Annotated in this window: 10 protein-coding genes; 3 read left to right on the top strand and 7 right to left on the bottom strand. The window is 73.3% G+C overall.

The annotated features are described in order from the left end of the window. Positions 1–176 precede the first annotated feature (176 nt). Positions 177–2,909 (bottom strand): putative bifunctional diguanylate cyclase/phosphodiesterase, encoded by a 2,733-nt coding sequence (locus AB5J54_RS28055; protein ID WP_369149474.1) that lies wholly within the window; start codon positions 2,907–2,909, stop codon positions 177–179. 575 nt (positions 2,910–3,484) lie between these two features. Continuing rightward, positions 3,485–4,450, bottom strand: a complete 966-nt coding sequence (locus tag AB5J54_RS28050; RefSeq protein WP_369146681.1) for a 2-hydroxyacid dehydrogenase — start codon at positions 4,448–4,450, stop codon at positions 3,485–3,487. A 75-nt stretch (positions 4,451–4,525) separates the two neighbouring features. Between AB5J54_RS28050 and AB5J54_RS28045 the strand changes: the two genes are divergently transcribed. The 3 genes from AB5J54_RS28045 to AB5J54_RS28035 all read left to right on the top strand — a co-directional run bounded on the left by AB5J54_RS28045 (position 4,526) and on the right by AB5J54_RS28035 (position 7,061). Then, positions 4,526–5,533 (top strand): aldo/keto reductase, encoded by a 1,008-nt coding sequence (locus AB5J54_RS28045; RefSeq protein ID WP_369146680.1) that lies wholly within the window; start codon positions 4,526–4,528, stop codon positions 5,531–5,533. 105 nt (positions 5,534–5,638) lie between these two features. Continuing rightward, complete coding sequence (locus tag AB5J54_RS28040; protein WP_369146679.1) at positions 5,639–6,751, top strand: sorbosone dehydrogenase family protein; 1,113 nt, start codon at positions 5,639–5,641, stop codon at positions 6,749–6,751. Positions 6,752–6,758: 7 nt separating this feature from the next. After that, positions 6,759–7,061, top strand: a complete 303-nt coding sequence (locus AB5J54_RS28035; protein ID WP_369146678.1) for a DUF6191 domain-containing protein — start codon at positions 6,759–6,761, stop codon at positions 7,059–7,061. Here the strand turns inward: AB5J54_RS28035 and AB5J54_RS28030 are convergent. The 5 genes from AB5J54_RS28030 to AB5J54_RS28010 form a co-directional block, all read right to left on the bottom strand. Further along, on the bottom strand, positions 6,945–10,001 hold the full coding sequence (locus tag AB5J54_RS28030) for an AAA family ATPase (RefSeq protein ID WP_369146677.1): 3,057 nt from the start codon (positions 9,999–10,001) through the stop codon (positions 6,945–6,947). The two genes, AB5J54_RS28035 and AB5J54_RS28030, sit on opposite strands and share 117 nt — an antisense overlap. Positions 10,002–10,008: 7 nt before the next feature. Next, on the bottom strand, positions 10,009–10,197 hold the full coding sequence (locus tag AB5J54_RS28025; RefSeq protein ID WP_369146676.1) for a hypothetical protein: 189 nt from the start codon (positions 10,195–10,197) through the stop codon (positions 10,009–10,011). A 162-nt stretch (positions 10,198–10,359) separates the two neighbouring features. Beyond that, the gene (locus AB5J54_RS28020; protein ID WP_369146675.1) at positions 10,360–10,968 is read right to left on the bottom strand and encodes a hypothetical protein; all 609 of its coding nucleotides are present in this window, start codon (positions 10,966–10,968) and stop codon (positions 10,360–10,362) included. Positions 10,969–11,004: 36 nt separating this feature from the next. Then, positions 11,005–11,562, bottom strand: a complete 558-nt coding sequence (locus AB5J54_RS28015) for a GNAT family N-acetyltransferase (protein ID WP_369146674.1) — start codon at positions 11,560–11,562, stop codon at positions 11,005–11,007. After that, positions 11,540–13,777: an MMPL family transporter gene (locus AB5J54_RS28010; protein ID WP_369146673.1), complete on the bottom strand. Its 2,238-nt coding sequence runs from the start codon at positions 13,775–13,777 to the stop codon at positions 11,540–11,542. The genes AB5J54_RS28015 and AB5J54_RS28010 overlap by 23 nt, the downstream gene beginning before the upstream one ends. Between the last annotated feature and the right edge of the window lie 48 nt (positions 13,778–13,825).

The following is a 13,825-nucleotide window of genomic DNA, read 5'->3' as shown; positions in this document are numbered from 1 at the left end:
TTTTTGGGGTGAGCCGGTGCAACAAAAAACCCCTCGTGCCGTGAGGCAAGCGAGGGGAGCGCGTCGGGTGCGTTTCAGGCGGGCCTTCTCTGGGGCCTGCCTCAGCCGACGCGCTTTCCAAGTACGAGAATTCGGGTGCGCATGGCACTGACCCTCCCTCTCCGGCCTCACCACTGTCAAGTGGGTGGGACAGGCGTCTCAGTATTTGAGCGGATCGGGGGACGGTTTCCGACACGCACGGGCACCGCTCCGGGCAGCGGGTACTCGTCCCGTACGAGGGCCCTGCGCAGGCGGTACTCGTCCAGCGGGCCCGAGAAGGCCATGCCCTGGGCGTGACTGCAGCCCATCGCGCGCAGGGCGATGACCTGCTCCGGGACGTCGACTCCCTCGGCGACGGTCTGCATGCCGAGCTCGCCGGCGATACGGAGCACCCCGCGGGTGATCTTGCGGAGCCGGGCCGATTCGACCACGCCTTCGACGAGTCCCCGGTCCAGCTTCAGTATGTCGACGGGGAGCCGCCGCAGGGCGTTGATCGCCACGTGTCCGCTGCCGAAGCCATCGAGCGCGATCCGCACGCCGAGACGGCGCAGGGTGACCAGGCGCTGTTCCAGCTCGTCGAGCGAGGTCCGGGGGTCGCTGTCGGCGAGCTCGACGATCAGCGAGCCGGACGGCAGCCCGTGCCGGGTGAGCAGTGACTCGACGGAGCCGAGCGGCAGCGAGCGGTCGAGGAGGCGCCGGGCGGAGAGCCGGATGGACACGGGCGTACGGTGGCCGATTCCCGCCCGCTCGGCGGCCTGCTCGACGGCTTCCTCGAAGAGCCAGCGGCCGAGCTCGGCGGTGCGCTCGCCGTCGTCGGTCACCCGGAGGTATTCGGCCGGGGTGAAGAGGATGCCCTGGGAGGAGCGCCAGCGCGCCTGGGCGCTGACGGCGGAGATGCGGCCGGTGGCGAGGTCGACGACCGGCTGGTGGAGCAACGCGAACTCGCCGTCGTGGAGGGCGGTGCGCAGCCGGGCGGCGAGCTCGGTGCGTCGGACGACCTCGGCCTGCATCTGCGGGGCGTAGAGCTCGACGCGGTCCTTGCCGGCGGCCTTGGCCCGGTACATGGCCAGGTCGGCGTTGCGCAGGAGGTCGCCGGCCTCGATGCCGGGTTCGGCGAAGGCGACGCCGATGGAGGCGGCGACCCGGACCTCGTTGCCGCCGTCCACGCGGTAGGGCTGGGAGAGGGTGAGCCGGAGCCGGTCGGCGATCTCCTGGACCTGGTTCCGGCGGGCCGTGCGGTCGCGGCCGCCGTCGCCGAGGATGAGGGCGGCGAACTCGTCGCCGCCGAGCCGGGCGGCGGTGTCCCCGGCCCGTACGGAGTCGTGGAGGCGGCGGGCGGCCTGGACGAGGAGGTCGTCCCCGGCCTGGTGGCCGAGGCGGTCGTTGACCCCCTTGAAGCCGTCGAGGTCGATGAAGAGCACGGCGGTGCCGGGGTCGGAGGAGCGGCGGCCGCTGAGCGCCTGCCGGACCCTTCGGGTGAACAGGGCCCGGTTGGGCAGGTCGGTGAGCGGGTCGTGCTCGGCGTTGTGCTGCAACTGGGCCTGGAGCCGCACGCGTTCCGTGACGTCCCGGCTGTTGAAGATCAGGCCGCCCTGGTGCCGGTTGACGGTCGACTCGACGTTCAGCCAGTCTCCGCGACCCGAGCGGAAGCGGCATTCGATCCGGGTGGTGGGCTCCTCGGCGGGCGAGACGGCCAGGAAGCGCCGTACCTCGTGGACGACCGCGCCGAGGTCCTCGGGATGGATCAGGGAGGCGAGCTCGGAGCCGATGAGCTCCTCGGCGTCCCGTCCGTACACACCGGAGGCGGCCGGGCTGACGTAGCGGAGTATCCCGGTGGGCGCGGCGATCATGATGACGTCGCTGGATCCCTGCACGAGCGACCTGAAGTGGTTCTCCTTCTGCGCCAGTTCGTGGGTGAGGGCGATGTTGTCGAGGAGCATGATGCCCTGGCGCACGACGAGGGCGAGCACCACCGTGCAGCCGGTGAGGACGACGACGCGGTCGACCCGGCGCCCCTCGACGACGTTGTACAGGATGCCCAGGGTGCAGACGGCCGCGGCGAGGTACGGGGTGAGGGCGGCGAGCGAGCCGGCGACCGGGCGGCTGTGGAGCGACGGCCCGCGTGCGGTGGCCGCGCTGTCCGGCGGCCGGCGCACGCCCCAGGGCGCGTAGGCGAGCAGCAGCGAGCCGGCGAACCAGCCGGCGTCGAGCAGCTGGCCCGAGGCGTAGTTCTCGCGGAGCAGCGGCGAGGTGAACAGGGCGTCGCACAGCACGGTGAGGGCGAGCGCGGCGATCGCGGTGTTCGTCGCCGAGCGGTTCGCCTGGGAGCGCCGGAAGTGCAGGACGAGGACCATGCTGACGAGCACGATGTCGAGCAGCGGGTACGCGAGCGACAGCGCGGCCTGGGCGACGGACTCGCCCTCGAAGTGCGTGGTGCGGGCGAGGGCGAGGCTCCAGGAGAGCGTGAGCAGGGAGCCCCCGATGAGCCAGGCGTCGAGCCCCAGGCACACCCAGCCGGCCCGGGTGACGGGCTTCTTGGCGAGGACGAGGAGGCCCACGATGGCGGGCGGCGCGAAGAGTAAGAAGCAGAGGTCGGCGACGGAGGAGTCGGGCACGTCGGTGCGGAGCACGACCTCGTACCAGCCCCACACGGCGTTCCCCGCGGCCGCCATGAAGGAGGAGAAGGCGAAGAGGAGCCAGGCCGGACGGGCGCTGCCGCGGTGGCCTCGGCCGTACAGGAAGCAGGAGACCGCGGCGGTGAGCGCGGCGGCGCTGAGCCCGAAGTCGCCCATGAAGAGAGCCAGTCGGGGTGAGCCCCAGCCGAGGGACGCGCCGGTGGTGTAGCCCGCGCAGACGAGCCCGAGGGCGATCTGGGCGACGGCCCCGCCGAGGCGGGGGCGGCCGGGGTCCGGGTGGCCGGAGTCGCCGCTGCCGAGGGGGCGACGGGTGAGGACCGCCCCGGGCGCGCTCACCGGATCCTCCGGTGCCGGGCCGCCGCACCCGGCCGCGTCGTGCGGCCGCGCCGTCGGCTCGTCGGCGCCCCCGGGGGCGTGCCCGTCGCGGTCGTGGGCGTCATGGTCGTGGCTGCCGTCGCCGGTGTCCGGCGGTGTGGCGGCGCGGGGCGTCCGGTGCGGCGCCGCCTGGTCCGGCACCGAGCGCGCGAGGCCGGCGGTGAGGCGTGGAAGGCTTGCCGCCGGCGGCGTCGCCGCGTCGGATCGTCGGTCCTCCGGCCGTGCTTCACCCGTCGCCCCCCTCGGCTTCTGATGTCCCGTCACTTCGCTCCCCAGCGTCAGCCCGTTCTCGACGCAGTCCCCCGCCACGGGACGATACACCAGGACCGTCACTCAGGGACAGGGCCGCAGTACTCTCCGTGACGGCCTGGGGGCTTGCGCACGGCGCGTGTCGGGGGCGCGCATCACCCGCCCGGCCGAACGTTCCCCTCCGGTCAGCCGGTGGTGAGGAGGACGTTGGCCAGTTCCTCGCCCGCCGCGAACCGCCGCAGCTGTCCCGCGATCAGCCGCTTCGCCCTCGGCATGAAGGCCGAAGTGGAACCTCCCACATGGGGACTGATCAGGACACCGGGAGCGTGCCACAAAGGGTGCCCGGCCGGCAGCGGTTCGGGGTCGGTGACGTCGAGGGCAGCCGTGATCCGACCGCTCTCGACCTCCTTGAGCAGCGCGGTCGTGTCGACGACCGGGCCCCGGGCGACGTTCACGAGGAGCGCCCCGTCCTTCATCCGCCCCAGGAAGCCGGCGTCGGCGAGACCCGTGGTCGCGGGCGTGAGCGGAGTGGACAGCACGACCACGTCGGCCTCCGGCAGCAGCGCCGGCAGGTCCGTCAGGGCGTGCACCGGGCCGCGCTCTGTGGTGCGCGCGGAGCGTGCGACGCGCGCCACCCGCGCGCACTCGAAGGGCGCGAGCCGGTCCTCGATGGCGGAGCCGATCGATCCGTACCCGACGATCAGGACGGACTTGTCCGCGAGGGCCGGGTAGAAGCCGGCCCGCCACTCCTCGGCGTCCTGGCCGCGCACGAAGCCGGGGACGCCGCGCAGCGAGGCGAGGATCAGGGCGAGCGTGAGCTCGGCGGTGCTGGCCTCGTGGACGCCCTTCGCGTTGCAGAGGGCGACCCCCGGCCGCAGGGAGTCGATGCCGGGCGTGACGTGGTCGATGCCGGCGGAGAGGGTCTGCACGACGCGGAGGGAGGTCATCCCGGCCAGCGGCCGTACGGCGATCTCCGAGCCCTTCATGTACGGGACGACGTAGAACACGCAGCGCGCCGGATCGGCGGGGAACTCGGGACCGCCGTCCCAGAAGCGGTAGTTCAGGCCCGACCCGCCCGGCGCGGGGAGTCCCTCGATCTCGTCCGCCGGAAGGGGAAGCCACACGTCAGCGGTCGTCTCTTCGAATCTCATGAGCGGGAGGCTATGCGAAGAATCCCGCGCTCCATTGGTTACTTTGGGAGACGGCACAGGGAGGGGTACCGGCAGGTGGAGCGCAGGACTATCGGGGCGACGGCGCTCGACGTGGGTGCGATCGGCCTGGGGTGCATGCCGATGAGCTGGGCGTACAGCCGTTCGGAACAGCGGGGGGACCGCTCGCTGCGGACCGTGCACGCGGCGCTCGACGCCGGGGTGAGCCTGCTCGACACCGCCGACATGTACGGCCCCTTCACCAACGAGCTTCTGGTGGGGCGGGTGTTGAAGGAGCGGCGCTCCGAGGCCTTCGTCTCGACGAAGTGCGGACTGCTGGTCGGCGACGGCGGCGAGCGGCGGCACGTGGTCGCCAACGGCAGGCCGGGGTACGTGCGCCGGGCCTGCGACGCCTCGCTGCGCAGGCTCCAGACCGACGTCATCGACCTCTACCAGCTGCACCGCGCGGACCCCGAGGTGCCGGTCGAGGAGACCTGGGGCGCCATGGCCGAGCTGGTCTCGGCGGGCAAGGTGCGGGCGCTCGGCCTGTGTGCCGTGGGTGCGCGGGCGGTCCGGCGCGGAGCCGATCTGCACGAGGGAACGATCCGCCAACTCGACCGCATCCAGCAGGTGTTCCCCGTCGCCGCGGTGGAGGCCGAGCTGTCGGTGTGGTCGCGGGAGGCGCTGGTGCGGCTGCTGCCCTGGTGCACGGCGCGCGGCGTCGGCTTCCTGGCGGCGATGCCGCTGGGGAACGGCTACCTGACCGGGACGCTGACCCCGGGCGGCGGCTTCGAGCCGGACGACCCGCGGGCCCGGCACCCCCGGTTCACGGCCGAGATGATGGCCGCGAACCAGCCGATCGTGGCGGGACTGCGCCGGGTGGCCGCGCGGCACGGGGAGGACGTCACCCCGGCGCAGGTGGCGCTCGCGTGGGTGCTCGGTCTCGGGCGGCACGTGGTGCCGGTGCCGGGGGCGAAGCGGGAGCGGTGGGTGGTGGAGAACGCCGGAGCGGCCGCGCTGCGGCTCACGGCGCAGGACCTGGCGGAGATCGCGGGCCTTCCGGCGCCGCGCGGGTCCTGGGACTGAACGCCTCGCGGAGAAGTCGGGCCCGGCGGGCGGGAACCTGATCGGGGCGAGCGGTGTATCAAAGGGGGTGGGGATGCCGCTCGACTCGTCGAAGGGGAACGGACCATGAGCCGTCCTGCTGTGGTGAAGGCCCTGTGGGGCGCCGTCGCGCTGGTGCTGCTGACGGGGTGCTCCTCGGGAAGTACGGAGGAGCGACCGGGGGCGGCTCCACCTCCCCCGACGACGGTCTCCTCGTCCCCGTCCGTCGACGGGCGGGTCTCGGTGGTGGGCACGCTCACCGAGGGACTGAAGTCGCCCTGGGGACTGGCGGAGCTGCCCGGCGGGGATCTGCTGGTCTCCTCGCGGGACGAGCGGACGATCACCCGGATCGACGGGCGGACCGGCGCGAAGACCCCGCTCGGCGAGGTGCCGGGGGTGGTGCCCGGCGGCGAGGGCGGACTCCTCGGGATCGCGGTCCGGGACGGCTGGGTGTACGCGTATCTGACGGCCGCCTCGGACAACCGCATCGTGCGCATGCGGTACGGCGGCGGGGAGGCGGACCGGCTCGGCCCGCCGGAGCCGGTGCTCACCGGCATTCCGAAGGGGATCGTCCACAACGGCGGACGGATCGCGTTCGGGCCGGACGGGATGCTCTACGCGGGGACGGGCGAGACGGGCCGGACCGGTCTGGCCCAGGACCGGGCGTCGCTGGGCGGCAAGATCCTGCGGATGACGCCGGAGGGCAGGCCGGCGCCGGGCAATCCCTTCCCGGCCTCGGTGGTCTATTCGTACGGGCACCGCAATGTGCAGGGGCTCGCCTGGGACTCGGCGGGACGACTGTGGGCGGCCGAGTTCGGGCAGAACACCTGGGACGAGCTGAACCTGGTCGAGCCCGGGCGGAACTACGGCTGGCCGGAGGCCGAGGGGCGGGCCGGCCGGGCCGGTTTCACGGACCCGGTGGCCCAGTGGCCGACCTCGGAGGCCTCCCCGAGCGGGATCGCGTACGCGCGGGGAGCGATCTGGATGGCCGGGCTCAGAGGCGAGCGGCTGTGGCGGATCCCGCTCTCCGGCGCGGAACGATCGGGGGAGCCCGAGGCGTTCGTGAAGGGTGAGTACGGACGCCTGCGCACGGTCCTCGCCACGGGCGGCGACCGGCTCTGGCTGGTGACCAGCGAGACCGACACCCGGGGCACGCCCGGGCCCGGGGACGACCGGATCCTCCGGCTGGAGGTGAGGTGAGGAGGCGGTGACCGTGTTCGGCGGACTTGACGAGTTCTTCGCGCCGTCGCGCAGGCACATCGAGGAGGAGCGCCGCAGGGAGGCCCTGACCAGGGAGGATCCGGGAGACGCCGACCCGGCCCGTGGCCCGGTGGACCTGTCCTCGGGCCGGGTGACGATACGACTCCCCCGGGCCCGGCCCGAGGCCCCCGGCTCAGAGGGGCGCGTCGAGGAGGTGCAGGCGGTGGGCCAGGGCGGCGGCCTCGCCCCGGCCGGCGACACCGAGCTTGGCGAGGATGTTGGAGACGTGGACGCTGGCCGTCTTCGGTGAGATGAACAGCTCCTCGGCGATCTGACGGTTGGTGCGGCCGGCCGCGACCAGGCGCAGCACGTCCTGCTCCCGGGGCGTCAGCCCGAAGCCGTCCTCTCCGGGCTCCGCCGGTGCCGGAGCCTGCTTCTCCGGGGTGAGGGAGAGGCGGGCGCGGGCGGCGAGGAGTTCCACGTCCTCGCGGAGCGGCCGGGCGCCGAGGGCGACGGCGGTGGCGTGGGCGTCGCGGAGCAGGGCCGCGGCCTCCTCGCGGCGCCCGCCCTCGACGAGCAGGGCGTCGGCGAGGCGGTGGCGGGCGCGGGCCAGCTGGTACGGGCGTTCCAGCGGCTCGTAGGCGGCGACGACCTCGCTCCAGCGGGCGGCGGTCTCCCGGCCCTCGGCGCGGGCGAGCTCCTCGGACACCTGCCGGGAGTAGGCGTCCCAGACCGGGGCCGGGATGGCGAGCCCGCGGACGCAGCGACGGACCACGGCGAGCGCCTCGGCGCGGCCCTCCTCGGCGGCGGGCAGCCCCCGGCTGTCCGCCTCGGCGGTGACGGCGGTGAGGACGAGCGGCCAGCCGTAGCGGTGGGTGCCGGGCGGGAAGCCGGTCTCCGCGACGGTGGCGAGCTGTTCCCGTACGTCCGCGAGGCGTCCCTCGGCGGCCGCGACGGCGATCTCCGCCTGGGCCGTGGGCAGGGTGTACTGCGGGATCGGGTCGCGGGCGCCGTAGCGGGAGCGGGCCTCGACGAGGTGCTCGGCGGCCCTGGCGGGCTCGCCGCGGAAGGTGGCGAGGTGGGCGAGCTGGAGCAGGGCCGTGCCGCCCGGCTTGGTGCTGCTCGCCCCGGAGCGGAGCAGCAGCTCGGCCTCCTCCTTGCTCCGGCCCCATGCGCCGAGCGAGAGGAGCGACTCGGCGAGGTTGGCGCGGATCCAGCCGGCGCTGTCCACGAGTCCGCGGGAACGGGCCAGTTCGATGCCGGTCACGGCGATCTCCACGGCCTCGGCGGAGCGGCCGAGCGCCTCCATGGCGGAGGAGAGGTTCACATGGGCGCGGGCGGCCTCGTGGAACTGGCCCAGGGCGGTGGTCCGTTCGCGTGCCTCGTGCATCGCGGCGAGTCCGCCCTCGATGTCTCCGGCGGACACCATGATGGTGCCGAGGGTGATCCGGGCGTTGAGCTCGATCGGTTCGGCCTTGACGAACCGGGCGTACTCGACGGCGCGTTCGGCGGCGGCGAGCGCCTCGGGGCCGGGGTTGCGGAGCATGCCCCAGCCGGCCGCGCCGACGAGGACGGTGGCGTGGACGGCGGACGGCGGGAGGCCCTTGACGAGTTCCTGGGCGCGGGCGATCTCCGGCCAGCCGTCGCCCTTGCCGAGGTTGGACTGGAGCCGGGCCATCTCCGTCCAGAACCAGGCGGCGCGCAGCGGGTCGTTCTCGTCGCCGTCGAGGATCCGGAGCGCCATCCGGCAGATCTTCGCGGCGCGTTCCCGTTCGCCGCTCAGCCGGGCGGCGACGGCGGCCTCGGCGAGCAGGTCCAGGTAGCGCAGGGAGGTGGTCTCGGGGTCGCAGCCGCAGGCGGGGTAGGCGTCGGCGTAGTCGATGGGGCGCAGGGAGTCGCGCGTCTCGGCGGGCACCTTGTCCCACAGTTCCATGGCGCGTTCGAGGAGGCTGAGCTGCTCGGCGTAGGCGTGGCGCTTGCGGGTCTCGACGGAGGCCCGGAGGACGGTGGGGAGGGCCTTCTCGGGGTCGTGCGCGTGGTACCAGTACGTGGCGAGGCGGGTGGTCCGCTCGTGGGGGCGGACGAGGCCGGGGTCGGCCTCCAGGGCCTCGGCGTAGCGGCGGTTGAGGCGGGAGCGTTCGCCGGGCAGCAGGTCGTCGCTGACGGCCTCGCGGACGAGGGAGTGGCGGAAGCGGTAGCCGTCGCCGTCGGGGACGGCGAGCAGGATGTTGGCGCCGACGGCGGCCCGCAGGGCCTCGATGAGTTCGTCCTCGGAGAGCCGGGCGACGGCGGCGAGGAGGCCGTACTCGACGGTGGAGCCGCCCTCGGCGACGATCCTGGCGACCCGCTGGGCGCCTTCGGGGAGCGCCTCGACCCGGACCAGGAGGAGGTCGCGCAGGGAGTCGCTGAGCTGGCCCACGGCGCAGCCGGCCTCGTGGGAGACGACGAGTTCCTCGACGAAGAAGGCGTTGCCGTCGGAGCGTTCGAAGACCTCCTCGACGAGAGCGGGGTCGGGTTCGGCGGCGAGGATGCCGGTGAGCTGGCGGTGCACCTCGGTGCGGGTGAAGCGGGAGAGTTCGATGCGGCGGATGGTGCGGAGCCGGTCGAGCTCGGCGAGGAGGGGGCGCAGCGGGTGGCGGCGGTGGATGTCGTCGGCGCGGTAGCTGGCGACGACCACGATCCGGCCGCGGCGCAGGGTGCGCAGGAGGTAGGTGAGGAGGTGCCGGGTGGAGGCGTCGGCCCAGTGCAGGTCTTCCAGGACGAGCACGATCGTACGGTCGGCGGCGAGCCGTTCCAGGAGCCGTACGGTCAGTTCGAAGAGGCGGGCGGTGGAGTCCTCGTCGGAGGGCTCGTGGCTGCCGGGGTCGCCCAGTTCGGGCAGCAGGCGGGCGAGTTCGCCCTCGTGGCCGTCGGCGGCGGCGGTGAGTTCGTCGGGGAGGCGGCGGCGGAGCGCGCGGAGTGCGGCGGCGAAGGGTGCGAAGGGCAGACCGTCGGCGCCGAGTTCGACACAGCCGCCGAGCGCCACGACGGCGCCCTGGTCGCAGGCCGTGTCGAGGAACTCCTCGATGAGCCTCGTCTTGCCGACTCCGGCCTCACCGCCGATGAGCAGGGCCTGGGGCTCTCCCGCGGTCGCGCGGGAGAGCGCCTCGGTGAGGGCGGTGAGTTCGCCGGCGCGGCCGACGAAGACGGGGCTGACTGACCTGGTCTCCACGGCGCCGAGCATCGCACAGACTTCCTTGCCGTCGCTCATACGGGGGTCACGCGGCCCGGACGAAGCGACCGCGACCGCCGTCGGTCACCTGCCCCTCCGTGTCCTGGCCCGCGTGGCGGCGGCCGAAGAGGTGCAGGCCCTTGCGGGTCACCGCGGCCTCCTGGGCGAGGCGGTGGGCGGCGGCCTCGGCGATGAGCTCGGCGTGGTGCATGGTGTGGAGTTCGTACTCGAACATGGTGTGCTCCCCTGGGCTTCTCGGTTTCGGTATCGCTCTCTTGCGATGCCTCTACTTTCGTTTCCGAGGGGGTGCCGTCACATCGGGCGAGTGCCGCATGTTCGGGGTACGGGGGTCCTTAGGAGGGTCCTGGGGGTGCCTTAGGCCGTGCCCCGGGGGGTCTCAGGAGCCGGCGGTCGGGAGGCTCAGGAACAGGTCGAAGTAGGTACCGACCGACAGGAGCAGGCCGAGACCGCCCAGGACCGCGCCGGCGAGGGCGACCGCGCGGACCCAGGCGGGGCGGCGGGGCAGGGTGAGCACGAGGACGGCGACGATCAGGGCGAGGAGGGCGAAGACGCCGTTCACCAGGGCGGTGCTGTGCCAGGCGTCGCCGTAGATCTCGCTGATCTGCTGGGCGGGGGTGCCGGTGCCGGAGGTCTTGATCTGCCCGATGAGCGTCTCGCGCTCGGCGACGACCTTGCCGGTCCAGGTGCCGGTGAGGGCGACGGCGGAGAGGGCGGCGGAGACGACGGCCGCGGCACCGGCGCCGATGCCGGTGGCCTCCCCGGCCGCCGCCTCCTCGTCGTCGAGCTCGTCGAGTTCGTCGAGCTCGTCGTCCTGCTCGTCGTCCGTCTCGTCGAGCAGGTCGGCGGCGCCGTCCGCGGAGTCGTCGGCGGCGGTCACGGTCTCCGCCGCCGCACCGTCCTTCTCCGTCTCGGCCTGCTCCGTCTCGGCCTTCGTCGTCTCGGCCTCGGTGGCGGGCCCGGTCTTCTCGGTCGTCTTGGTGTCCATGGGGGCGCACGCTAGGGCGCCCACATGAGAGGGGGCTTAAGACGCCTTCGCCGCGCGCCATTCCGGGGCGAGGACGGCCCAGATCTCGGTGTCGGCGCGGGTGCCGCGGTACAGGTAGTTCTCGCGCACGACGCCCTCCTTCGTCATGCCGAGGCGGCGGGCGACGGCGATGCTGGGCTCGTTCTTCGTGGAGGCGTACCACTCGACGCGGTGGATGCCGCGCTCCTCGATCGCCCAGTCGATGATGACCCGGCAGGCCCGGGTGATCAGGCCCTTCCCGGCGGCGGAGGGCTCCAGCCAGCAGCCCGCCTCGGCGGTGCCGTTCGCGGCGTCGAAGGTCCGGAAGAGGACGCCGCCGACGAGGGTGCCGTCGGTCCAGATGCCGTAGATGCGGCCGGAGTCGCTCGCGGCCTTCTCGGCGTACGAGGTGAGGTAGGCGCGGGCGGAGTCGAGGTCGGCGACGACGTCGGGGAGGCCGATGTGCTGCCCGACGAACTCCCGGCCCCGGTCCATGTGGGTGAGGAACTCCTCGGCCTGCCAGGGCTCCAGGGGCCTGAGCTCGGCGCCGTCGTCACCCAGCGATATCGCGAACATCGTCGTTCTCCTCCGCGGTCGGGACCGTCACACGCTGTACGGGGATCTTCGCACGGGCGTCGGCGGCCTCGCGGCACTCGGGGGGTTCGATGCTGATCCGGGGCAGGAGCCGGTCGAGCCACTTCGGCAGCCACCAGTTCGCGCCGCCGAGCAGGTGCATGAGGGCGGGGACGAGGAGGGTGCGCAGGACGAAGGCGTCGAGGGCGACGGCGGCCGCGAGCGCGATGCCGAACATCGCGATGACCCGGTCGCCGCTGAGCACGAAGGCCAGGAAGACGGAGATCATGATGACCGCGGCGGAGTTGATCACGCGGCTGGTCTCGGCGAGGCCGACCCGGACGGCCCGCCTGTTGTCGCCGGTCTCCAGCCACTCCTCGTACATCCTGCTGACCAGGAAGACCTGGTAGTCCATGGAGAGTCCGAAGAGGACCGAGACCATGATCACGGGGAGGAAGGGTTCGATCGGTCCGGCGCTGCCGAGGCCGAGGAGCTCGCTCCCCCAGCCCCACTGGAAGATCGCGACGACGATGCCGAAGGCTCCGGCGACGGCGGCGACGTTCATGGCGGCGGCCTTGAGGGGGATGCCGATCGAGCGGAAGGCGAGCAGGAGGAGCAGACAGCCGAGCGCGATGACGACGCCGACGAAGAGCGGCAGCTTGCCGACGATGATCTCGGCGAAGTCGTCGTACGAGGCGGTGACGCCTCCCACGTGCACGTCGAGGGAGGTGCCGGCCTCTGCCTTCGGCAGGACGTCCGCGCGGAGCCGGTCGACGAGCTCGCTGGTCGCCTTGGACTGCGGCGAGGAGTCGGGCACCACGACGAGGACGGCGGTGTCGCCCGCGCTGTTGTACGTGACCGGGGAGACGGACGCGACGCCCTTGGTGGCGGTGAGCACGGCCGGCAGCTGGTCGAGGGCGACCCGGTCGTCGGCGCCGTCGAGGCCGGCGACGAGGGTGAGGGGCCCGTTGACGCCCGGCCCGAAGCGCTCGGCCAGCAGGTCGTAGGCCTTGCGGGTGGTCGCGGTGGCCGGGCTGTTGCCCTGGTCGGAGGTGCCGAGGTGGAGCGAGAGGGTCGGCAGCGCCAGGACGCCCATGACGAGGACGGCGAGACCGCCGAGGAGCTTGGGGTGCCGCTCGACGAAGGCGGACCAGCGGGCGGCGAAGCCGGTGGGCAGCTCGGGCTGCGGGCCCCGCTCGGCGAGCGTCCGGCGTTCGCGCCGGGAGAGCGCCCGCATGCCGATGAAGGAGAGCAGCGCGGGCAGCAGGGTGACGGAGGCGGCGACCGTGAGGAGCACGGTGAGGGAGGCGGCGATGGCGACGCCGTTGAGGAAGCTGAGCCGCAGGATCAGCATGCCGAGGAGGGCGATGCAGACGGTGGCGCCGGCGAAGACGACGGCCCGGCCGGTGGTGGCGACGGCGGTCTCGGCGGCCTCGGCGACGGAGAGGCCGCGTTTGAGGCCTCTGCGGTGCCGGGTGACGATGAAGAGGGCGTAGTCGATGCCGACGCCGAGTCCGACGAGCATGCCCAGCATGGGGGCGAAGTCGGCGACGGTCATCAGATGGCCGAGGAGCACGATCCCGGAGTACGCGATGCCGACGCTGACGAGCGCGGTCGCTATCGGGAGCACGGAGGCGGCGAGCGAGCCGAAGGCGAGGAAGAGGACGACGGCAGCGACGGCGACGCCGACGATCTCGGCGATGTGCCCGCCGGAGGCCTGGGTGAGGGCGACGGCGCTGCCGCCGAGCTCGACCTGGAGGTCGTCGGTGGCGGCGGCCTTGGCGGTGTCGACGAGGGCCTTGGCCTGCGACTCGGGGATGTCGTCGGCCTGTGCGTCGAAGGTGACGGTGGCGTAGGCGGTGTGCCCGTTCTCGCTGACCTGACCGCGTGCGTCACCGTACGGGGAGGTGACGGAGGCGATGCCGGGGAGGTCGGCGACCTCGTCGAGCATCGCCGTCATGCGCTCCTCGACGGCGTCCGCGCGGACGCTGCCCCGGTCGCTGTGCCAGACGATGGTGTTGCTGTCGCCGCCGAGGCCGTGGAAGCCGCGGTCGAGGAGGGCGGTGGCCCGGCCGGACTCGGTGCCGGGGACCTCGTAGTCGTTGGAGTACGCGCTGCCGGCGAGCGTCGCGCCGGCGGCGGTGCCGCCGAGGGCGAGGAGCCACAGGAGAACGACGACGAGACGGTGCCGGAGGCACCACCGTGCGATTGCGGCCAAAGGACGTGCTCCTGACTGGATCTGTACTCGCGCCCCACTGTTGCAGCC

Origin of the sequence: Streptomyces sp. R44 (assembly GCF_041053105.1) — a bacterium.
Classification (GTDB): Bacteria; Actinomycetota; Actinomycetes; order Streptomycetales; family Streptomycetaceae; genus Streptomyces.
This window is presented reverse-complemented; position numbering and strand designations above follow the sequence as displayed.